At 39.8% G+C, this 21,669-nt stretch carries 20 protein-coding genes and 1 other RNA gene; 13 read left to right on the top strand and 8 right to left on the bottom strand.

Translation table 11 applies throughout. From position 1 onward, the window contains the following. Positions 1-17: 17 nt before the first annotated feature. A complete protein-coding gene (locus tag F991_RS11660) occupies positions 18-824 on the bottom strand; it encodes a YbgF trimerization domain-containing protein (protein ID WP_004671582.1) in 807 nt (268 codons plus the stop codon). Positions 825-1,147: 323 nt separating this feature from the next. Here F991_RS11660 and ffs point away from each other — a divergent pair. Next, an RNA gene (ffs, locus tag F991_RS17235) (signal recognition particle sRNA small type) lies at positions 1,148-1,244 on the top strand. 24 nt (positions 1,245-1,268) lie between these two features. Here ffs and F991_RS11655 read toward each other — a convergent pair. The 4 genes from F991_RS11655 to F991_RS11640 form a co-directional block, all read right to left on the bottom strand. Next, positions 1,269-1,751, bottom strand: a complete 483-nt coding sequence (locus tag F991_RS11655) for a regulatory protein RecX (RefSeq protein WP_004671581.1) — start codon at positions 1,749-1,751, stop codon at positions 1,269-1,271. Positions 1,752-1,792: 41 nt separating this feature from the next. Beyond that, positions 1,793-2,836: a recombinase RecA gene (gene recA, locus F991_RS11650; RefSeq protein ID WP_004671579.1), complete on the bottom strand. Its 1,044-nt coding sequence runs from the start codon at positions 2,834-2,836 to the stop codon at positions 1,793-1,795. Positions 2,837-2,996: 160 nt separating this feature from the next. Then, a complete protein-coding gene (locus F991_RS11645) occupies positions 2,997-3,425 on the bottom strand; it encodes an RNA-binding S4 domain-containing protein (protein ID WP_004671577.1) in 429 nt (142 codons plus the stop codon). Further along, the gene (locus F991_RS11640; RefSeq protein ID WP_004671575.1) at positions 3,409-4,107 is read right to left on the bottom strand and encodes an HAD-IA family hydrolase; all 699 of its coding nucleotides are present in this window, start codon (positions 4,105-4,107) and stop codon (positions 3,409-3,411) included. The genes F991_RS11645 and F991_RS11640 overlap by 17 nt, the downstream gene beginning before the upstream one ends. 11 nt (positions 4,108-4,118) lie before the next feature. On the opposite strand from F991_RS11640, the gene F991_RS11635 reads away from it, so the two are divergent. The 4 genes from F991_RS11635 to F991_RS11620 all read left to right on the top strand — a co-directional run bounded on the left by F991_RS11635 (position 4,119) and on the right by F991_RS11620 (position 10,110). Beyond that, positions 4,119-4,976 (top strand): 3'(2'),5'-bisphosphate nucleotidase CysQ family protein, encoded by an 858-nt coding sequence (locus F991_RS11635; RefSeq protein WP_004671572.1) that lies wholly within the window; start codon positions 4,119-4,121, stop codon positions 4,974-4,976. A 53-nt stretch (positions 4,977-5,029) separates the two neighbouring features. After that, positions 5,030-5,761, top strand: a complete 732-nt coding sequence (locus F991_RS11630; protein WP_034595050.1) for a histidine phosphatase family protein — start codon at positions 5,030-5,032, stop codon at positions 5,759-5,761. A gap of 183 nt (positions 5,762-5,944) precedes the next feature. Further along, entirely contained in the window at positions 5,945-8,629 is a 2,685-nt protein-coding gene (locus tag F991_RS11625; protein WP_004671568.1) for a M66 family metalloprotease, read from the top strand. 209 nt (positions 8,630-8,838) lie between these two features. Beyond that, the gene (locus tag F991_RS11620) at positions 8,839-10,110 is read left to right on the top strand and encodes a hypothetical protein (protein ID WP_004671566.1); all 1,272 of its coding nucleotides are present in this window, start codon (positions 8,839-8,841) and stop codon (positions 10,108-10,110) included. 45 nt (positions 10,111-10,155) lie between these two features. Here the strand turns inward: F991_RS11620 and rpsT are convergent, their stop codons facing one another. Continuing rightward, positions 10,156-10,422, bottom strand: coding sequence for a 30S ribosomal protein S20 (rpsT, locus tag F991_RS11615; protein ID WP_004671564.1), 267 nt, complete (start codon positions 10,420-10,422; stop codon positions 10,156-10,158). Between the two features lie 210 nt (positions 10,423-10,632). On the opposite strand from rpsT, the gene F991_RS11610 reads away from it, so the two are divergent. From F991_RS11610 to F991_RS11600, 3 genes are read left to right on the top strand one after another with little or no spacing between them, the layout of a single operon-like run. Beyond that, a complete protein-coding gene (locus tag F991_RS11610; protein ID WP_004671562.1) occupies positions 10,633-11,298 on the top strand; it encodes an NAD(P)H-binding protein in 666 nt (221 codons plus the stop codon). 12 nt (positions 11,299-11,310) lie between these two features. Beyond that, positions 11,311-11,823: a ribonuclease E activity regulator RraA gene (gene rraA / locus F991_RS11605; protein WP_004671560.1), complete on the top strand. Its 513-nt coding sequence runs from the start codon at positions 11,311-11,313 to the stop codon at positions 11,821-11,823. Between the two features lie 12 nt (positions 11,824-11,835). Further along, the gene (locus F991_RS11600) at positions 11,836-12,624 is read left to right on the top strand and encodes a glutathione S-transferase N-terminal domain-containing protein (protein WP_004671558.1); all 789 of its coding nucleotides are present in this window, start codon (positions 11,836-11,838) and stop codon (positions 12,622-12,624) included. Between the two features lie 100 nt (positions 12,625-12,724). Here the strand turns inward: F991_RS11600 and F991_RS11595 are convergent, their stop codons facing one another. After that, the gene (locus tag F991_RS11595) at positions 12,725-14,254 is read right to left on the bottom strand and encodes an acetyl-CoA C-acetyltransferase (protein ID WP_004671556.1); all 1,530 of its coding nucleotides are present in this window, start codon (positions 14,252-14,254) and stop codon (positions 12,725-12,727) included. A gap of 224 nt (positions 14,255-14,478) precedes the next feature. On the opposite strand from F991_RS11595, the gene F991_RS11590 reads away from it, so the two are divergent. From F991_RS11590 to cpaB, 5 genes are all read left to right on the top strand, one after another. Continuing rightward, positions 14,479-15,870, top strand: a complete 1,392-nt coding sequence (locus F991_RS11590) for a 3-oxoacyl-ACP reductase (protein ID WP_004671554.1) — start codon at positions 14,479-14,481, stop codon at positions 15,868-15,870. A 143-nt stretch (positions 15,871-16,013) separates the two neighbouring features. Continuing rightward, a complete protein-coding gene (locus tag F991_RS11585) occupies positions 16,014-16,868 on the top strand; it encodes a MaoC family dehydratase (RefSeq protein WP_004671553.1) in 855 nt (284 codons plus the stop codon). 80 nt (positions 16,869-16,948) lie between these two features. Then, positions 16,949-18,202, top strand: a complete 1,254-nt coding sequence (locus tag F991_RS11580) for a serine hydrolase domain-containing protein (RefSeq protein WP_004671551.1) — start codon at positions 16,949-16,951, stop codon at positions 18,200-18,202. A gap of 445 nt (positions 18,203-18,647) precedes the next feature. Then, positions 18,648-20,426, top strand: a complete 1,779-nt coding sequence (gene cpaA / locus F991_RS11575) for a metalloendopeptidase CpaA (protein WP_004671550.1) — start codon at positions 18,648-18,650, stop codon at positions 20,424-20,426. A gap of 14 nt (positions 20,427-20,440) precedes the next feature. After that, the gene (gene cpaB / locus F991_RS11570; RefSeq protein WP_004671547.1) at positions 20,441-21,067 is read left to right on the top strand and encodes a metalloprotease secretion chaperone CpaB; all 627 of its coding nucleotides are present in this window, start codon (positions 20,441-20,443) and stop codon (positions 21,065-21,067) included. Here the strand turns inward: cpaB and F991_RS11565 are convergent. Then, a complete protein-coding gene (locus F991_RS11565) occupies positions 21,064-21,651 on the bottom strand; it encodes a TetR family transcriptional regulator (RefSeq protein ID WP_004671545.1) in 588 nt (195 codons plus the stop codon). The two genes, cpaB and F991_RS11565, sit on opposite strands and share 4 nt — an antisense overlap. Positions 21,652-21,669 lie beyond the last annotated feature (18 nt).

The raw sequence follows: 21,669 nt of genomic DNA, 5'->3' as shown, positions 1-21,669 counted from the left end.
TTATGCAGTGATGAAAATTATTTCTTTTGGATAAATTTAGCTTCTTCTGATTGCGGGTATTGAGCCAACAATTTGGTTTTATATTGATTTGCTTGCGCTGTATTCTTATCTACTTCAGTTGCGATGCTATACAGTTGATATAGGGCGCGTGAGGCTCTCGCAGAATTTGGATATTTATCTACGACGGTATTATAGTTTTGTTTGGCAGCAGTATAGTTGGCTGGAGTAATCGCGAGATAAAACTCTGCCAGCCAAAAATATGCATTCCCAATATAAATTCCGTTGGGATGGTTTTTAATGAAATTTTGCATCGGCTGAATGGCTTGTTTCGCGCCACCTTGTTTGTATGCATCTAATGCCACCGTATACGCAGCTTTTTCTAACTCTAGTTGATTGTTTGCATTGATATTGGCTGCTGCTGTACTTGGTTGAGGCTGTGCTTCAACTGGTGTGCTTGCAGTAACGGTATTTGAAACGGGTTGTGAAGCATCAATCGGTTCGTCTGCATGTTCTTCTGGAGGATCAATCTTCTGAGATAGTAGTTCTAAACGCTGATCTAAATCCGTATAGCGATTTGTGAGTTCTTTTTTGAGTTGCTCAATGGCATTGTCATGCTCTTCGAGTTGACCGCGTAACTTACGAACCTCTTCTTCGAGTCTTTGATTCTTTTGGATGAGATCCCAGTTTAAGTTTGAACCTACGTTTGCGGTATTGCCAGTATTGGCAGACTGTTGGCTTAATGCTCGAGATTCAATTGGGACATTGGCATATAAATGTGCACTGCTGAGTAAGGCAACAAAAAGTACAGAATGCTTCTTTAGCATGAAAATTTATCCATTAAGTTGAAAAATAAAGCTGTGAGCGAACAAGTCTTCATTCTTTACATGTAACACAGCGAATATAGGTTCTGATTAAGTCATTAAAACAGCAACTCGTTTAAATGCAATAAGCATTTACAATCTTCAAGCACTTTTGCTAGGAATCGGCTTATTGTTGTTCAATGTTTATACATCTTTTGAAAATGGATGATTAACACGATGGTAATTGATGAGGAATTAGACGGTTGAGCTAAAAACTCACTGAAAAACAGAGACAAGTCTTGCAACTGACATAAAAATCTCTATACTTTGTCTTGCAATGGTAGCCCTGCTGGTAGCTTCGCAATTGTACTCTACGAACCCCGCCAGGACCGGAAGGTAGCAACGGTAGTAGAATTATGATGTGCCGAAGTCATGCTGGTAGGGTTGCCACCATTTTTTTATTTCTACTTATTCTTCATCGCTCGTTCGAGCAATCACTTTTAGAATCACATCCATATCAAAACCTCGATACTGTAAAAAACGAATCTGCTTTGCCTTGATTTTTGGATCCTTGGTAATTTCTTGTCCAAATTTTTTGATCTTTAGTTGATACGCTTGCTCAAGCCAGTTAACTTCATTTAATTCATCTGTAATCAGTTCAGCATCGAGTTGTTTGCTTTTTAGCGCCTGTTTAATGCGCTGTAAACCTTTTCCTTTTCGAATTTGGCTTGCAAGCGTGAGTTCGGCTACACGTTGATCACTCTGATAGTTTTGCTGCGCTAATTCTGCAACTAAAGTATTCACTTCTTCTGGGTTAGCTGCATATCGGTTGAGACGCTCAATGAGCTCAGCCTGTGAATAATCACGGCGAGTCAATAGAGCAAAAGCATAGGAGCGGAGTCTTTGTCCTGTAAGTGTTTTAGGCTTGTCGGACTTATGGGTGTTAAACATTCTTTCCTCTGAAATAAAAACGCCCCGAAGGGCGTTTTGGCTTAGCTTTCTAACAAATCTGGCTCTTTTTCATCTTCAGTTTGCACTGTTTCTTTATTTTTGGTTAAAAGCAGTTCACGAATAAGCTTCTCGATCTCTTGAGCAATAAGCGGATTCTCTTCAAAATGACGAATCACGTTGTTTTTACCTTGGCCGATCTTGTTGCCCTTGTATGAATACCATGCACCTGCTTTTTGGACAATTTCTTGTTGAACTGCTAGATCAACGAGTTCACCCAATTGGTTGGTGCCTTTGCCATACATGATCTGGAAAACAGCTTCTCTAAAAGGCGGCGCCATTTTGTTTTTAACAACTTTAACTCTTGTTTCATTACCCGTAATTTCATCGCCTTCTTTGACTGCACCGATACGACGAATGTCTAAGCGAACAGACGCATAGAATTTAAGTGCATTACCACCTGTTGTGGTTTCAGGGCTACCAAACATTACACCGATCTTCATACGAATTTGGTTAATGAAGATCACCATGCAGTTTGAGCGTTTTGCATTACCTGTGATTTTACGCAAAGCCTGACTCATCAAACGTGCTTGTAAGCCCATGTGGGAGTCGCCCATTTCACCTTCAATTTCGGCTTTCGGGGTGAGGGCAGCTACTGAGTCGACAACGATCATATCAATCGCACCCGAGCGAACGAGCATGTCTGCGATTTCTAAGGCTTGTTCGCCATTGTCTGGTTGAGAAACCAGTAGGTTATCAATATCTACACCGAGTTTACGTGCATATTCAGGATCTAATGCATGCTCAGCATCGATAAAGGCACATGTACCGCCAGTTTTTTGACATTGTGCAATGGCTTGCAATGTCATAGTGGTTTTACCAGATGATTCTGGGCCGTAAATTTCGATGATACGACCTTTAGGTAATCCGCCAATCCCTAACGCGATATCTAGCGTTAGAGAACCTGTAGAAACAGCTTCAACTGCTAGTACCGTATTATCGCCTAAGCGCATGACTGTATTTTTGCCAAACTGTTTCTCAATTTGGCTCAATGCAGCTTGTAACGCTTTGCTTTTATTATCATCCATCTCAAAACCTCAAAACTTTATCTTCTTAACGACTAACCCAAGTGGATGTATTGAATCTCAACTTGTTGGGACTTGAGTATAGTGGCAGATTCTAGTGGTTTATTCTACATCGTATCTGTGTCTATGCGACACGAGATGACGCACCTATAATTCGGAAATTTTACTCGTCAGGGAATGTCCATGATTGCGTATTTTCCTGTTTAAAACGATTGATATCTCGACGATCTTTTTTACTCGGTCGATGATCTGGTCGGGCTAGATTATGCAATTTTCGCTGTGAGGCTTGCAACTCTCGTTTTTCGATACTTTCAGTGGTTTCTTCATAAAGTTGCTGTGCCATTGGCGCGCCACCGCGTACAGCTGAAAGGGCTTTTACCAGTACCGTTTTTTTCTCAAAACCTTGTTGAATGGTGAGTTGCATCCCAACACGCACATCTCTTGATACTTTGACGCGCTCATTGTTGTGATGTACTTTTCCGCCTTCTATGGCAGCTTTAGCGATTGAGCGAGTTTTAAAGAAACGTGCAGCCCAAAGCCATTTATCAATCCGCATGGCATCCATGCTTGTTGGTTCATGCTGTTTTGGCATCTATTACCTGTGTGTTTTCAAGATAATCAAAGAGTTCAGTTAAATGGTCAAGGGCAGGATATGGTAGCTCAGTTGCGACTCTTGCAGCTTTACTGCTAGAGGGTTGTAAGATACTAAATAACTGGGTGATACCAAAATTTTCTGCACCTTTAAGCACTGCAACGGTATCATCTATAAATACCGCACGAGCAGGATCAAAAGGGTGAAGTTGTTGAAGCTTCTGCCAAAATTCTACATCTTCTTTGGCGTAGCCTAACTCCTCGCTACTGATCATTAGTTCAAAGTAAGGGCTAAGTTCAACATTTTCAAGTTTAAGCTGTAATCCAGCTCGATCAGCATTGGTCAATAACCAGCAACGATAACCTTGCGCAGTCAGCTTTTCGAGAAGTTGATGGCAACCAATACGCGCTTGGATTTTATCTCGATGCTCATATTGTAGTTGCAATACATCAACACCGACTTTAGCCGTCCAATATGCCGAAGAATACCAAGATAGTGTATGCTTATGTTGTTGGTAGAATTGAAATAGTGTCTGTTGACTTTGCTCAATGCTGCATTGATGGACTTGAGCGTGGCGCTCAGGCAAACAATGATTCCAGATAAAATCATCAAAAGCTAAATCAAGTAATGTGCCATCCATATCAAACATGATCGTTGGCTGCTGTAAATCTGAATATGACATAAGGTTAATCTATGTTTATTAAAACGCTTGCCCCACAAGATCACATCATCTTGCAACTTGTTCCAATTATGGCGCAGGCCAGTCAAATATTACTGGAAGAATATCAAAATTATTGTGCGGGTGGTGAGTTTAATATTCAGGAAAAAAGTGATGATTCTCCTGTGACACAGGCAGATTTGAAAGTAAATCACTTTATATTGAAGCGTTTAGCTGAAATTACCCCTGATTTACCTGTTTTATCAGAAGAGAGTGATTATTCAGCCCGACAAGCATGGCCACGTTGTTGGATGCTTGATCCATTAGATGGTACTAAAGAGTTTATTCATGAACGTGATGAATTCACCATCAATCTCAGTTTGATTGAAAATCATCAGACCACATTTGCGATCATCGCTGTGCCATGTGAGCAAGAGATGTACATTGGTTATCATTCACAACTTCCATATAAATACAGTTTTAGCCGCCAAGAATGGTTTCAATATCAAATTGAAAAACATGATAATACAGCACCGATTCAGGTAGGGCTGAGCCACAATAGTAAAAACCCCAAATATAAAAATTTTATTGAACCGATTTTGCAGCAGCATGAAGTGATTCGTCGTGAAGCGGGGAGTGCATATAAGTTTTGTATGATGCTAGAGGGTGAAATTGATATTTATCCGCGCTTTCATCCAACTTCTGAATGGGACACCAGTTCGGGGCAAGCCTTCTTAGAAAGTATTGGTGGTGGTTTAATGACCTTGGCTGGAAAGCCATTTTTATATAATCAGCGTGAAACGGTATTGAATGGCGGTTTTATCGCATTTAGGGATCAGGATTGTAAAATGATTGCTTATGATGCTTTGAGTCATTCGGGCATTTTAGATTGAGAGTTATTTAGCTCGTGCTATAGTGGAATAGATTTCACTTTTTGATGTTAAATATGGCTCTGCATTTATTGCCGAAAAGTATGTTTGAAGCAATTGATCTACTCCCCAATGCTTCAACACCTGTGACTTTGTTTACTCGCCATTCTTTGCGTGAATTGCTGAGTGGACAGGGTTTGGCTGGATATGATCTGCAGTTGACTGAGTCTGGGCGTGATTTAGCTTATGCATGGGGAGAGTATTTAATTCAAAATACAGATCGCGCCATCCAACATTGTATTTCTAGTCCGATTCAACGTTGTGTTGATACAGCCGCTTTAATGATTGAAGGTGCCGATGGGGTACATAAAGCAATAAATACCCATACCATTGAAATCGTAGAACAACGTTTGCTGGTAGAGCCCGGAAGTTTTGTTTTGGATATCCAACAAGCCGCGCCATATTTTCGTAAACAAGGCGCATTGGGCTTTATTAATAGTTTTGTCAATAATGCTTTGCCCGGAATGAAACATCCGATAACGGGCGTGTTTGATGTACTGGAACTGCTATATCACACACACCCAACCCATCATAACGGTTTAAGCTTGGCAGTCAGCCATGACACCATCCTTGCGGCTATCATTGCTGTCATTTCAGGTAATAATCAAATTGAACAAACCGACTGGCCTGAGATGATGGAGGGCTTATTTGTGTGGTTTGAGGGTGAGGACTTTGCGAGCAGCAAATTGAAATGGATTTGGCGAGGTAAGCAACAAGAGTTGATCATTGAGCATTTTCAAAATAAATAAAATCTATATTGGTTGATCAGGCATCATTCGTATAGAAGTTTTTATCTCTTTTAAATTTAAAAATTAATTAACAGCGATAAAATTAAGCTGATATTATAAATAAATATATGATTTTATTGAATTAACTATTTCACAAAATTTATCACTAACGATAATTCATTGTATTTTAATTTGGGGAATGTGATGCAATTGCGACTTAAGTATTTAACAGCTTGTCTGCTTCCAGTTATGTTGCTGGCTTGTGGTGGCGGGAGTGGGGAAACAAAAAGTGCAGCTGGGGATGATAAAAGTACGATTCCTTCTGTATTGGATAAATATCCAGAATCGAATCGGGATATGATTGATGAAACCACTTTGGGTTTTTATGATTATGACAAATTAGGTCAAACTCGAACTTTACGAAACGATCTAAATGGCAGTTTCGCAGCGATGGTTCAGTTTGCACAAAACCATGTAGTCAATCCAAATAACAATGAAAAAGACTATATGCCACGGCTGACCAGTGAGAAGGAGGCTTTGTTGCTGGTATCTCCATTAGCAGAAATGGGGGATATTCAGGCCCTAGACGCTGAAATATATTATCAAAATAAACTTTTAAGAACGATTCGTTTAACCGAGCCTTCGCAAATCGCTGCATCGGATCAATCCAATTCTGATGGACGCCCAGCAGTGAGTTATTCAAAACGTGCATGGACTGCTGCTTTAAAGTGGGATGAGATTCGGGCAGGTTTAAGTATCAAAGTCATAGATCCATTCAATCAACGAAATGGTGATCTACGTGCAGAAGATCTTGATTTCGCAGCACCTGCTGAGCTAGTTGTACAAAATATTCGTTTGAGTTTGTTAACTGATCCGCCGAAATCAAATGGTCATTATATGTTGTTAGCGCCTGAGAAAGCTGGAACGGACTATTTCCAAACCATTCCAGCTGCTCGCATGATTGTAACGAAGTACGATGACCTTAAACTTGATAAAGTCATGGTTGCAAGTGGTGTTATTTACGATACTGCCAGTGCTACTAAGGGTGATGTCTATAGTGGTGATATGCGTGAGAACACAGCTAAATCAACCTTCGGTGTAGGTATTAACTTAGCGAACTGGGGCGTGACCAGTGCATCGATGGCAAGTCAAGAACAACCACAACTTACTCAAAGCGTGATCGCGCATTATGCGCGCGGAAAATATAGCAATGGCGATGTTACACATGGTTTAAGTGGTGGTAATGGCATGCTGACGCTAATTGATTCTGTGGGTAATGAGTTTAGCCATGAAATTGGTCATCATTTTGGGTTAGGGCATTATCCAGGTTCGGTTGGTGAGAATATGTTTTGGGCAGCCCATCATGCCGATAGTGGTTGGGGGTATATTGCCTTTAGAAATAAGATGCGTAGTAATTTAAATTGGACCACGACAAATCTTGGCGATGGTAATAATGGTGTACCCAATTTTTTGAATAAATATGCTTATGGCTGGGATGCTATGTCTGGCGGGGCAACGACCAGTAGTATTTCTAAATATACACATTATACGGGCTATAGCACTTATTCAAAAATTCAACCTGCACTTGATCGTTATGTTTGGGATGTGAACTCTCCAACGGGTTATAAAAAATGGAATTCAGCCACTCGAATCATGGAGGTTATTCAACCTAAAACGCCACGTTCATCAAATGTTTGGTACAACAGTGCTGATGGAAACTATTTAAAGCCACGATTATTTGGGGTACCTGTTTATACGATTTTGGGTGGGTATGATCCAGATAATCAGATTGGATTGATTTATCCTGCGGCAAAAGGCAACTGGGGCAATGTATTTGATTTGCCACAGGTTGATCCAAGTAATGTGACAGCGAATTGTTGGCTCAATATTCAGTTCGCAAAAGGGAGTCAAAATATTGCTCTAGCGCCGCAACGAATGAATGCAAATAGTCATGCAAATAAATTCCATATCAACCTTGCACAAAGTGATGCTCCACAGAAAGTAAATTTATATTGTAAAAAAGCCAATCAAGCAGCCACTTTGCTGTCAACAATGATTGTGCCGATGAACGATATAACGACTGTAGCGTCTTATGTTGAAATAGGTAAAGCAAAGGGCTATTCCGCTTTAAGAGCAATTGAATTGCCACAATTTGAGCAGGCGCTACTCGAAAATAAAGGGAAAGCTGTGGTGAGCTTATCTCCAGAGTCAAAGTTACTTTTTGATTCGTATCATCCATTTAAAGATCAACTTTCAGTTGCTGCTCAAAATGAAATGTCTCGATATATTCAACAACAGACAACTTTGAATCGGTTAAATCGCTGGATGAGTCTTTATCACGAAGAACTAAGCAATCTCGATGCTGACGCAGTGAGTGCCTTTCATTTATTTGTTGAAAAGCTTGGATTAAAAAGTGACTTTAATCTGAATTCGGCTGTGACTTTGATGAACCGAACGCATTGTCTAAAAGCGGAACAATTAGAAAATGGCAAGTTAAATGCATTTATCAGTGCTGCAAGCGGCTGTATTGGGGATGATGCTGAACAGTGGATATATGATGCTCTAGGCAAAATTCACAATAAAAAATATTTGGACCAATGCTTAACAACGACAGCAGGCAATGTAATCAATCTCATGTCATGTGGTCGTGATCTGAGCACTCAGGTTTGGTCGATGGACTTATCATCCCAAACGATTAAGCAAGCGAATCAATGTTTTGATTTGGAGGGTGGCAATCTAATAAATCAACGTGCACGGTTAATTCGTTATGCTTGTACGGGTGGAGCAAATCAAAAGTGGACGATTCCTGCTGTTAACCATAGTTTAATGCTCACGGGGCTTCCAGTGAACAACTTAGCGTTAGTAACCTCATTATCGGTCAGTCCTTGATACCTTTAGGGATTGTTCGGGTAGTAGTCGTTTGATATATGGCTCTTTATAAATATTACGATTGCTTTTGGTGATAAAGACAAGATTAGACCTATTGAAATTTCAATAGGTCTTGCTTATAAAAATAAAGAATTTGCTTTTAAAAATCATTTTTATTCGTCATTATATGAAAATAAAAAGAGAAATTAGACACATAAATGGATAAAAATATGTCATTAAACACGATTTATTTGTGGGAGCCTGAAATTTTCACAGGTAAAGTTCCCTCAGAAGATAACTCACATCAAGTGGCATTTGAATTACATCAACAATATAGCTGTATTCCTAGTCATGGAAAAACACTACGGGCATGGCTTTCACTGTTCGCAGATAAAATTTGTGACCCACAAAATCAATCTTTTTTCCCTGAACAAACCCAGCAATGGATTCAGAGCATTAAAGAAGAATTCTCACAAAATGTCTGCGCCATTATTCAATTAAAAGCTTTAGCACAAGATGCGCAGAATGATGCAGTGTATCGCGTGTTTTATGAGGCGGTACGTGAAACTGGGGTTGGCTTTTATGAGCCAAATTATAATGTATGGGCAATTGGTGAATTGCAATCGCCAGAAAATGCAGTTGAACAAATGCTGCAACCTTATCTACTAGAACCATTAGAACTCCAACAAACAAAACAGCTTGATGCTCAACCAATATTGGCTTGGGGAGATGGGCATTTTCAAGCACCGAAAACGATGCCAGAGGCTGAACAACTCATTACCCATTGGTTTGAGCAGCAAGCCTATACCAAGGACTTGCAACTTGATGTTTTTAATATCGCGCATGACTTTATTGCTAATTGGGGAAACTTAGGGCGTCCTGAATTGGCTTTAGATACGGGCTATCGCTGTTTCCTGCTAACGCAAAAGCAAGCTAGTGTCTTTTATCAGTTAAAAATGGTGCTAAGAAAACTAACAGTGAGTCCAATGCTATCCTTTGCAATGGATTTTACCGACTATTTTATTCCTCAACACTTACAGGAACAGTTACCTGAGCGTTTAATTTTCCGTTTACGTTCTATGGATATTTATCAGTGTTCAACGTCGGGTGAGCGTGCTGATGTGTGTTTTAGCTTGATTGGGAGATGGGATAGTGAAGCCGATATTCAGGATTTTTTTAGAAATCTAAATGCGTATATCAATTTTATCTTTTTTCATTTGGGACAAGGACGACTACAAGCTCTACAGGCTTGGGCTTATGGCGATATGCCGCCAGATATCAGGATTGATTTGGATTTTCGCTTTGAGCTGATGATGATTGCTTTGAGTCAAGATACAGTGCAATTAGAGCGGTGCTATCAGAGCCATAAAGTATTACTTACACAGAGTAAAGCGCGTGCGCATGACTTGGGATTATTGGAAGAAAGTTATAAGTTCAGTCAAAAGCTGATGAAAATCGTAAAAGATGCGGGAACGGGACTACAGCCTTATATCAAAAATTAAAGACAATAAAAAAGCCCGAAAACGGGCTTTTTTACTTGCATCAAATTAGTTAGCCAAAGCTTTAACTTGTGCGTTTAAGCGGCTCTTATGACGAGCTGCTTTATTTTTGTGGATGATGCCTTTGTCAGCCATACGGTCGATTACTGGAACAGCTGTTTTGTAAGCTTCTGAAGCAACTGTGTAGTCACCAGCAGCGATCGCATTTACTGTACGCTTGATGTAAGTACGAACCATAGAACGCAAGCTTGCGTTGTGTTTGCGTGCTTTAACGTTTTGACGAGCACGTTTTTTAGCTTGAGCAGAGTTTGCCACTCGTGCACTCCTTAAAAATAAGTTGGTCTGGGCGGGCTGAAGTTAAAACCAAATAATTGGCAACATTCACCAGCCCGTAAACAAGTGGCATATTTTGAGGAAACTACGCCCCGAAGTCAAGCCTTGTAATGTTTTTAAGTGCATTTAACAGATGATAATCGCACAAGAAAACGTTACATTAATCTAAATGATGAATTGGAAGAACTATAAATGAGCATCGGTGATAAAAAAGCAATCGTAATTGGTGCAACTGGTTTGGTAGGTCAGGCCTTGGTCAATGAGTTACAGCAGTCTGATGAATTTCATTCTGTGACCGTGGTTGTGCGTAAAAAATCAGAGATATTAAACGCTTATCCTAAAGTTACACAGCTTGTTGTAGAAGATTTACTTTTACTCAATGATGAGGATGTCAATGCTCATACCCATGCGTTCAGTTGTCTGGGAAGTACCATCAAACAAGCGGGATCAAAACAAGCATTTTATGCAATAGACTACGAAATTAACGCTCATTTTGCTGATTTAATTCAGGATAAAAATATTCATTTTTTAATTGTGAGTGCCTTAGGAGCGAATGCTAATTCACCAGTTTTCTATAATAAAGTTAAAGGTGAGCTAGAAGATTACTTAAAAAGCTTATCTATTTATAAGCTATCTATTTTCCAACCTTCGCTTTTAATTGGTAAACGCAGTGAGATGCGTTTTGTAGAAGATATGGCACAAACTTTATTTAAATTGGTTGAAAAAAAATGGACGAAACCGTTTAAATTTAAGCCTGTAACCGCTGAGCAATTGGCGCATACTATGCTTGTTTCAGCTCTGACCCAAACTGCGGCTTTTAAGCTGTACGATAATTTGAGTATACAACAGACCCAATAATGGAGAACTTCGGTGACAACAGCAGCTTTTGTAACGTGTGATTTGTTAGATGATAATCCTGAAAAAGACTTACAAGTGGTAACGCCATCAATGGATGGTAAGTTTTTTAAAAGTTATGGCGCACGTAAGACTTTTGGTGGGCAAATCGTAACGGTGAAGTGTTTTGAGGATAATTCACGAGTAAAAGAGATTTTAGCAACAGAGGGTACTGGAAAAGTATTGGTTGTTGATGGTGGTGCTTCGATGCGTTGCGCATTGATGGGTGACTTGATCGCTGAATCTGCTGTAAAGAACCACTGGAATGGTGTGGTGATATACGGCTGTGTACGCGATGTGGATGCAATAGCGGAGCTTGATTTAGGTGTGCATGCATTGGCTGCAATTCCGCAAAAAAGTAACCGTCAGGGCATTGGTGAAGTTGATATTGCGCTGTATTTTGGTGGTGTGACGATCAATTCTGGTGATTATATCTATGCGGATAATAATGGAATCGTGATCGCAAAAGAAAAACTGACCGACTGCTAAAAGGATCGCGCTATGCTTAAAATGGTGAATCATCAATTTAAGGTTTTACAATCTGTACTCGCAACGCTGATAGAGGGTGGACGTGGAGTATCAGGAACTCCATTTCCGAACCAACCAACACATTCTATTAAGCTATATGAGTTCGAAGGTTCACCATTTTGCCGTCGTGTCCGTGAAGTTATTACCTTATTGAATTTAGATGTGGAAATTTATCCATGCCCTAAAGGTGGTCAAAAATATCGTAAGATCGTGAAAGAAAAAGGTGGAAAAAGACAGTTTCCATTTTTGATTGATGAGAATACTGGTGATCAGCTTTATGAATCACAAGCGATTATTCATCACTTGTTCAAACATTATGGAAAAACAGGGCAGACGCCGAAGAAATTTAGTCATTATCCTAAGCTTCCTTATGTGTCTACCTTAGCAACGGTGGTCAATGCGGCACGTGGTGTTTGGATTAATAAACAGATTATTGATCGTCCTGAACCTGAGCAATTATTGGAATTATGGAGCTTTGAAGCGAGCCCATATACACGTTTAGTTCGAGAAGTTTTAACTGAATTAGAGCTGCCTTATATTTTGCGTAATGTGCCCAAAGAGCGTTGGCAAGATATGGGACCAGCGATATTGCGTTTAAAACCGGGGCAATACATTCCATTGCCAAATGGTAAGCGGGAAAAAGCCGTTGAAGTGATGGGGCGGGATATTCAAGTACCTTATTTGGTCGATCCAAATACAGGCATGAAAATGTTTGAATCAGCGAAGATTGTTGAATATCTGAAAAAGCAGTACGGAAAATAAAATAAATGATTGAAAGGCGTCTTTTAGAAGATGCCTTTTTTATTGATGTATAAAAAAGCTGAATCAAATGATTCAGCTTTTTTGAGTACCAGCTTAGAAATTATTTTTCAATAATTGCTGTTACACCTTGACCACCAGCAGCACAGATCGAAACGAGTACACGACCTGAACCTTTTTGATTCAATAATTTAGCAGCAGTAGCGATGATACGACCGCCAGTTGCAGCAAATGGGTGACCAGCCGCTAAAGAAGAACCTTTAACGTTAAGTTTGCTCATGTCAATTGAACCCAAAGGTGCGTCTAAACCTAAACGCTCTTTGCAGAATTTCTCATCTTCCCAAGCCTTCAAAGTAGAAAGAACTTGTGATGCAAAAGCTTCGTGGATTTCATAGTAGTCGAAATCTTGAAGTTTAAGACCAGCACGCTCAAGCATACGTGGAACGGCATAAGCAGGAGCCATCAACAAGCCTTCTTTCTTACCTACGAAATCTACCGCAGCAGTTTCAGAGAAAGTTAAGTAAGCAAGGACTTCGTGACCATTCGCTTTAGCCCACTCTTCAGAAGCTAAAAGAACACAAGAAGCACCATCAGTAAGTGGCGTAGAGTTACCTGCTGTCATCGTCGCAGCTTCGCCCTTACCAAATACTGGTTTTAATTTAGCTAATTTCTCAGCAGTAGAGTCAGCACGTAAATTGTTATCACGACTTAAACCCATAAATGGTGTGATTAAGTCATCGAAGAAACCTTCTTCGTATGCTTTTGCCATTTTTTGGTGAGAAGAGGCAGCAAGTTCGTCTTGCGCTTCACGTGCAATATTCCACTCTAATGCTGTGATTGCAGCATGATCACCCATTGCAAGACCAGTACGTGGCTCACCATTTTTAGGTGCATCCATCAAATCTTTTAGATTGATTTTAGAGAGTGCTTTTAAACGATCTTTACCTGTTTTAGCGATGTTCAGCTCAAGTAAAGCTTTACGTAAACCATCACCGAAAGCGATAGGCGCATCAGAAGTTGTATCTACACCACCTGCGATACCAACTTCGATTTGACCTAGCGCAATTTTGTTTGCAACAAGGAATGCAGCTTGTAAACCAGTACCACATGCTTGTTGAATGTCAAAAGCAGGCGTTTCTGGTGCAAGTTGAGTGTTTAAAACACATTCACGTGTCATATTAAAGTCACGGCTGTGTTTTAATACAGCACCAGCAACCACTTCACCTAAACGCTGACCTTGTAGGTTAAAACGTTCAACTAAACCATTTAATGCAGCCGTTAGCATATCCATATTAGAGGCTTTAAAATAAGCGCCATTTGAGCGAGCAAATGGAATACGATTACCGCCAATAATGGCTACACGACGAACATTGTTTTGGCTCATGGTTTTTTTATCCTGTTGAACAGAAGGTTTGGTTGCTTTAGCTGTAGCAGCTTTTGTAGATGTAGCAGATGCAGTGCTTTTGGTACTACGACTCGTAGAACGAACGCGAGTCGTTTTAGTTGCCGTACTTGCTGCTTTAGGAGTCGTGCCAGCACTCTTACTCTTGGTAGGAGTTGCTTTTGATGTATTTGACACAGTCTCTTGAGCAGAATTCTCGACTGCTGGATTTTCTTGAGTTGTTTTGCTCATAAGGCTTTTCCAAGCATAATTGCGATATTCTTGCTATAACAATAGCATATTTACGATATTGCGGTATTGACTAGAATGACGCTTTAGACCACATTCAGGTCAAGACATCGGAACATGAACTCAAGTATGATTTGTTGTGAGTCAATCAGACATTGATTTCATGTTATTTCACTAACATGATGCATGTGTTTGTAACAAATTCATTTGTATGAGAGATAATAACCATGACTGATCAATACCAAGCATTTACGCAATCACCTTTAGGTAAATTTGTCGTAAAAAATCTAGGTTTACCATCACCAGTTTCGTTAGATCGTTTTGAAAGCGCTCAACCAGTTGTGAATGGTGCAGTTTTGCTTGGCGCAGCACCTTCAAGCACAATTTCTGGCGCAATTGCTCAAGTGCTTAGCAATATCCATGCAGATAGCTATGTGGGTAATAATGTTGAATTACAACAAACTGCTGCAAAAGTAGGGTTAAATCTTCGTCCTCTTAATGCAGATGATAAAGAATCTAAATTTAAAGCGGTTGTATTTGATGCTTCTGGTATTCAAGATTCTGAACAACTTAAAGAATTGTATAACTTCTTTAATCCAATCGCGCGTCAAATTTCAAGCTCAGGTCGTGTCATTGTCATTGGTACAACACCTGAAACTGCTAAAACAGTAAAACAAGCGATTGCGCAACGTGCGTTAGAAGGTTTCGTCAAATCAGCAGGCAAAGAGTTTAAAAAGGGCATTACTGCTCAAGTGGTTTATGTCGATCAAGGTGCTGAAGCGAATCTTGAATCAACTTTACGTTTCTTAATTTCTCCGCGTTCTGCTTATGTATCTGGTCAAGTGATCCGTGTTTCTAAAGCGGATACTGTTGATTTAGATTGGGCGAAACCATTAGCAGGTAAAACTGCTCTAGTTACAGGTGCAAGCCGTGGTATCGGTGAAGCGATTGCGCATGTGCTTGCACGTGATGGCGCGCACGTGATTTGCTTGGACGTTCCACAACAGCAAGCTGACCTTGAGCGTGTTGCAGGTTCAATTGGTGGTTCAGTTTTGGCGATCGATATTACTGCTGCTGATGCTGGTGAGAAAATCAAAACTGCGGCTGCTAAACAAGGTGGTTTAGACGTTATCGTTCATAACGCAGGTATTACCCGTGACAAGACTTTGGCAAACATGAAGCCAGAGCTGTGGGATCTTGTGATCAACATTAACTTGTCTGCGATCGAGCGTGTTAACGATTACTTACTATCAAATGATGGTTTAAATGCAAATGGCCGTATCGTTTGTGTATCATCAATCAGTGGTATCGCAGGTAACTTGGGTCAAACTAACTATGCTGTTTCTAAAGCAGGTGTGATTGGCTTAGTGAAATTTACTGCGCCAACATTAAAGAACGGCATTACCATCAATGCTGTTGCACCTGGTTTCATTGAAACTCAGATGACGGCTGCAATTCCTTTCGCGATTCGTGAAGCTGGTCGCCGTATGAACTCGATGAACCAAGGTGGTTTACCTGTAGATGTGGCTGAAGCGATTGCTTGGTATGCTTCTACGGGTTCAACAGGTGTGACGGGTAACGTTGTTCGCGTATGTGGTCAAAGCTTGTTAGGTGCTTAATCACCAGAGTCTTAAAATCTCCCCTAACCCCTCTTTAAACAAGAGGGGAATTCCTAAAAATTAAAACCTATATAATTTGCGGAAACTCCCTCCTTTATGAAAGGAGGGTTGGGGAGGATTCCTAAAATATAAAAAGGTTTATTATGAATACACGTCATTTTAGTCAATTACCAAAACCTTACTTAGCTTATCCAAAAGTCATTCAAGGTTTAATTTTCAAAAAGCCAAAAGGCGAAAAAGTACTTCCACAAGTTGAATATGTCGTGGATACACTTCAGATTGATGCGAAGCATTTAGAAAGCTACAACGAAATCTGTGGTTTTAAAAATGATGGTTTCGTACCCGCGATTTATTTAGCTGTTTTGTCTCAAAGTTTACAAATGCACATGATGACCAGTGAGGCATTTCCATTTGCGATTTTGGGGTTGGTTCATATCCGCAACCAAATCAAACAGACACGCAAAATTGGTGTAAATGAACAAATTACTTTGTCATGCAAATTCGGTGAACTTCAGCCACATGATAAAGGCTTACAGTTTGATTTTATCACGACAGCTAAAGTCGGTGGTGAAGTGGTAATGGAAAGCTTAACCACTTACTTATCTCGCCAAAAAACTGAGAAAAAAGCGGCTGAGAAAGCCAAAGAGACTCAAGCACCTGCTTATCAAGTTCAAGCAGAATGGGACATCTCAGAAAATACAGGTCGCCGTTATGCGAAGATTTCAGGAGATTTTAACCTGATTCATATTCATGCAGTAACTGCGAAAGCGTTTGGTTTTAAACAAGCCATTGCACACGGGATGTGGAGCAAAGCAAAAGCTTTGGCAAATATGGAGCTTCCAGAGGCTTATGAAGCTGATGTATGGTTCAAATTACCAATGTATTTGCCTTCAAAAGTTGAATTTTTAACTGCTACTGAAGCCAAGCAAACTGACTTTTTGATTCGTAATGTGAAATCTAAAAAGCCTCATGTCGCAGGTGCAGTGAAAGCGCTTTAAGACGAAATAGCATGAAAAATTATCCCTTTTGTTCGCAAGAGGGATATTCTAAAAACATAAATATTATAAGGATCTGAACATTGATTAAAGAGATTTTACTTGCCAATACCCAAAATTATCATGGCAGTGTTGATGAGCGGTTTGTGGATTTAGCGAGTCAATTTAGCCGTTTTCAAGATGCTCGAAGTCAGCAAGGCGGCGCTGCTTTAGTTGTTTATTTCTACGGTCAAAAAGTTGTTGATATTTTTACAGGTAAAAAATCTCAAGAAGAAGATTGGCAATCCGACACGCTATCAATGTGTTATTCAACTGGAAAGGGTGTATTAGCAACACTTGCACATATTCTGGTGAGTGAGGGTTTACTTGATTACGATACACCGATTGCACAGTATTGGCCTGAATTTGCTCAAAATGGCAAAGGTAATATGACCTTGCGCCACGTTTTGTCTCATCAAAGTGGTTTGTTTGATATTCGCAATATGATTGATACCGCAACGGAAATGCTGGATTGGTCGCATATGTTGGATGTGATGGCTGCGGCCACGCCACGTTTTACAGCGGGTCAAGGTTTTGCTTACCAACCACTGACTTATGGCTGGATTGTTGGTGGTATATTGGAAAAAGCGGCAAAACAGCCTTTGAATTGGTTAATGCAACGCTATTTGGTTCAGCCATTGGCATTGGATGGCGCTTATTTTGGAGTGCCAGAACAAGAGTTAGCTCGTGTAGCACGTCTTTTAGAAAAGCCAAAAGCGCTGACGTCACCGATACCAGCAACGCAAAAAACGAATCAACCTCGCAAAGCTTCTTGGTCTGAAAAATTACTGGAACTCTCTGGACAAGATCCTCACGACTTCAAAGATGCAATGATTCCTAAAGGTATGCGTGGGTTTAGTTTTTTTAGCGATGTAGGTTTACAAGCGGCGATTCCAGCTGCAAATGGGGTGTTTACAGCAAATAGTCTTGCGAAAATATATGCAATGCTTGCCAATAAAGGACAGTGGAATGATCAGCAGTTGATTCGTCCAGACGTTTATAAACAGCTCAGTAAAGTACAAAGTAAGGCGCGTGATCGTGTGATGCCGATTCCAATGCATTGGCGTTTAGGTTATCACCGAATTTTAACGATGGGCAAACGCACGCCTCATGGTTTCGGACACATGGGTTTTAATGGTTCAGGCGCTTGGTGCGATCCTGATCGTGGGCTGAGCTTTGCATATACACACAACTTTAATATTACCTCTTCAACAGGTGATTATCGGTTGTGGGGATTAAGCCAAGAAGCTTTACGTTGCGCAGATGCTGCTCTGACGGGGCGAAAAGGGTGGTTTTAAACCACCTTTTTTAATTCTCTAACATACTTATCTTGCACAAAGTGATGAATTGAATCTAAATAACGTCTATCAAATCATCGTTTGAGCGAGAAATTTAGTTGAACTTTGACGGGGAAGTTAAAATAATTAATAGTCAGTTGCTAGTATTGAAAGTTTAGTAATCAAAAAGCTTTATTGTTTATGAAAACTAAAAAATAGCAGGTTATTTTGTGTTCAAATACGCACTTATTAGTAGAATACAGTCGCGGTATTAACTAAGCGAAAAATTGCCTGTCTAATTGGTGTTATTACGGTTAAAATTGAGCTGTTGAACATATATTAATGAAATTGTGATAAAAATAAACTCATGATATTTAATAAATATTTTTAAAATTAAAGCTTGATGGTGACCTCTTGTTTTGTTAAAGTTGTTTGTGTAAAAAATACACAAAAAAAGGACTTATAAATGAAATTTGGACTCAAAGCAATTTGTTTGGCTGGTGTGCTTGTGACAACAGCTGTATATGCTTCAACAACATTATCTCCAAACCAGATTAACAATAGCGGCAGTATTCCAAGTGGTCATGCCGATTTGAAATTTGTTTTATCCAATGGAAATTGGGTAAAAAATATATATTTACCAAACACTGCCAACCACCAAGACAAGATTACGATTCAATCAAGTGCTGGTTGGAAAAGTTATTTGGATACATCCAATACCAATTTGCCAATTGAAGTACTTGAAATTCAAAGTGGTGACACCTTCCAGTTTGTATATGATGCAAATCTGAAAAAATGGGTGATTCAACTTGCGGCCATTAGCCCAACCACTAATGCACAATTTGAAGAAATCGCACTGAACAATACGAAACTGCAACATATTCTACTGGCTGATGGTAAGTGGGCGAAAACAATCGCACTACCATCAAATGTGAGTGATGGTACTCTCGTGCAAATTACGTCTACTGCGACGTACCCTTCAGAAATCTCTAAAACTAATTTACTGTTTCCGAGCAGCTTCAACCTTACGCAAGGAAGTGAATATTGGTTGAAATACAATGCCGAATTACAGAAATGGATACCTGAATTTATTAAACCTGTAAAAATTAATGTAAAAGACATTGGTGCAAGTTTAAGTACGGTATCTGTTCCAGTGACAGAAATTAATTTTGCAGATGCAAATTGGGTGCCTAATTTCACCTTGCCGACTACTGCCAATGATCGTGACCGCATTTGGATAAAATCAACTGCAACTTGGTCAGCCAAAATTAATAATACCAATATTAATAGTAGTGCAACATTGGCACTTAAAACCGGCGATCAATATGAATTTATGTTTGTAAGTGATAAAGGTCATTGGGTATTAATGTCTGCACCAATCAAGATGATTGAAGCAAACAGTAATATTGCTTCGGTTTTACCAAATATGACTGAACCAACCTTAAAAGTGAAAATCTCGAATAGTAATTGGAGACAAACCGTAAATTTACCTACAACTGCACAAGTTGGAGATAAAGTTATTCTCACTTCTACGGCAGATGCTAATAGTTTTGTTCTCGCTGCGAATGGGTTGTCAACTACGATTAAAAATGGTGAAAACCGCCGCTTTATCTTTACTAGTCAAGGTTGGACCAACGATAGTCATACCATCGATATGTTATTCGTCAACAGTCCTGAAGTGTCTTCAATCTTAGGAGAAAGCGCCGCAAAACTTCGTTTGATTGAGGGGTTGAATCTGACCAATGTAACGGCAGAGAACTCATCCGCTAAGTTCTACTTACGCCAAGTAGGCTATATCACTTACAAGATTCCTTCAGCAACCTTGACAGAAGCATTGAGTGTTGGTCGTTCAGATAGCACAGTGCAGGGTGAGCGTAAGCGTGTTTTGGCTGATGGGGTATATTATCAAGGTAATGAAGCTGGGAATGGTGGTTGTGGTTGGGCATATGTCAATGCTAGCGCCTATAATATGATTGGCACAAATGATGTCACTGGTTGTTCCGTTGCTGCCATGCGTCATGAGATAGGTCATAACTTGGGACTATATCATGGTGATTCTAGCAATATCGGTTCTGGTTTTAGTCATCCATTGGGTAGTACCGCATTGGGTGGAAACAATCTGAATTTTTATTCTAGTCCGTATTTGTATAATCCTAAATATGGTGTACGTTTGGGTGAAGAAGGTAAAAAAGATGCAGTCAGCGTGATTAACGCTACTGCAGTCCGAATTTCACAATACCATTAAGTGATTTCTTGAGCATGAAGCATTCAAAAATTATTTTTCTACTTGTAGTCACGTTCATCGTGACTGCAGGTTTAATCTTTTTTCTAAAGCCAGATCATGTTGCCGCATCAACGCAAGATGATGCCTCTACAAAAATAAATTCATCTATTCAGGATGTTTCAACATTTCCGAGAGAAAACCTGAATCTTTCAAAAGCAGAGTTAGAAAAGGTTGTAAAAGAAACAGTCTTATTTCATGAAATACAAGATGATGAATTGAGAGTAAACAGCGCGCTACCATTGTCCAAAAGCGGTAAAGGAATGGCAGTCCGTTACAATCAAAACATTATTGAAACTAAAAAAGTTGGAGACGTTGTTAAGTTTCAAATGCTTGAATATGGCATAAATCGTAGTGGCGAGATTGTTGAAATTGAAAAAGTGGATGATGATATTTTACGTTGGCACGGACGCTTCCAGCAAGGAAGTCCTGAACGAAATTTCTTTACCATTACTCAAAGTCAAAAAGATCAATATACGATTATTCAGATTTACAGCGATAAAGGCAACTATACCGCTGAAATCAAAAATGGTCAGGGTGTTGTGCTGAGTATGGACGAGGGCGTTGAGGATCATGAGTTACATGCGCATGATCATGATCACTAAGTTTCAGCAGATAACTCTGCACGTATTATGACTTCGGTATGACGCTTGAAATCTGCTTCATTAAGTCCATTGAGTCCTAGTTTATAAATCCCTTCGAGTCCGCACACAAATGCAATCAAACGCCAAGCAATGTCTTGGCTGTTTGATTCAAATTTAAACTCGCCTTGAGTTTTGCCTTGATCAATCATTTTAACGATTGATTTATGCCAATCTTGCATCGCAATGTTATAGGCATTTTTTATCTCTTGATCTTGATCAATTAACACTTCTGCTTCATTCCAAAGCCGAAGGTACGGTTGAATCTGTTCGATATTTTCACAACCAAGTAGTAAAGATAAGCGCTGTAACGAATTCACGGTATCGACTTGATTTTCAATTTCATCGAGCTGTTGCATGAGTTTGATAAAAGCTTCAGCCTTTAAATGCGAATTCGATGAAAAGTGATGATGAACTTGCCCAGTAGACGTTTGTGCCTCGGTTGCAATACGTCGAACCGTCATTGCTGAAAATCCTTCGTCCAAAGCAACCTGCATCGCTGCCTGCAAAATCATTTCACGACGTTGTTCTCGATTTAAATAAGCCATTTTTCCAAACCTAATGAG

The organism is Acinetobacter sp. CIP-A165, from assembly GCF_000367985.1.
Taxonomy (GTDB): Bacteria; Pseudomonadota; Gammaproteobacteria; order Pseudomonadales; family Moraxellaceae; genus Acinetobacter.
The sequence above is the reverse complement of the archived record's forward strand: the minus strand, read 5'-3'. Positions and strand labels throughout refer to the sequence as shown.

Coding starts and splice junctions, on each gene's coding strand:
- F991_RS11660 (WP_004671582.1), bottom strand. CDS start 824: ATGCTAAAGAAGCATTCTGTACTTTTTGTTGCCTTACTCAGCAGTGCA.
- F991_RS11655 (WP_004671581.1), bottom strand. CDS start 1,751: ATGTTTAACACCCATAAGTCCGACAAGCCTAAAACACTTACAGGACAA.
- recA (WP_004671579.1), bottom strand. CDS start 2,836: ATGGATGATAATAAAAGCAAAGCGTTACAAGCTGCATTGAGCCAAATT.
- F991_RS11645 (WP_004671577.1), bottom strand. CDS start 3,425: ATGCCAAAACAGCATGAACCAACAAGCATGGATGCCATGCGGATTGAT.
- F991_RS11640 (WP_004671575.1), bottom strand. CDS start 4,107: ATGTCATATTCAGATTTACAGCAGCCAACGATCATGTTTGATATGGAT.
- F991_RS11635 (WP_004671572.1), top strand. CDS start 4,119: ATGTTTATTAAAACGCTTGCCCCACAAGATCACATCATCTTGCAACTT.
- F991_RS11630 (WP_034595050.1), top strand. CDS start 5,030: ATGGCTCTGCATTTATTGCCGAAAAGTATGTTTGAAGCAATTGATCTA.
- F991_RS11625 (WP_004671568.1), top strand. CDS start 5,945: ATGCAATTGCGACTTAAGTATTTAACAGCTTGTCTGCTTCCAGTTATG.
- F991_RS11620 (WP_004671566.1), top strand. CDS start 8,839: ATGTCATTAAACACGATTTATTTGTGGGAGCCTGAAATTTTCACAGGT.
- F991_RS11610 (WP_004671562.1), top strand. CDS start 10,633: ATGAGCATCGGTGATAAAAAAGCAATCGTAATTGGTGCAACTGGTTTG.
- F991_RS11600 (WP_004671558.1), top strand. CDS start 11,836: ATGCTTAAAATGGTGAATCATCAATTTAAGGTTTTACAATCTGTACTC.
- F991_RS11595 (WP_004671556.1), bottom strand. CDS start 14,254: ATGAGCAAAACAACTCAAGAAAATCCAGCAGTCGAGAATTCTGCTCAA.
- F991_RS11590 (WP_004671554.1), top strand. CDS start 14,479: ATGACTGATCAATACCAAGCATTTACGCAATCACCTTTAGGTAAATTT.
- F991_RS11585 (WP_004671553.1), top strand. CDS start 16,014: ATGAATACACGTCATTTTAGTCAATTACCAAAACCTTACTTAGCTTAT.
- cpaA (WP_004671550.1), top strand. CDS start 18,648: ATGAAATTTGGACTCAAAGCAATTTGTTTGGCTGGTGTGCTTGTGACA.
- cpaB (WP_004671547.1), top strand. CDS start 20,441: ATGAAGCATTCAAAAATTATTTTTCTACTTGTAGTCACGTTCATCGTG.
- F991_RS11565 (WP_004671545.1), bottom strand. CDS start 21,651: ATGGCTTATTTAAATCGAGAACAACGTCGTGAAATGATTTTGCAGGCA.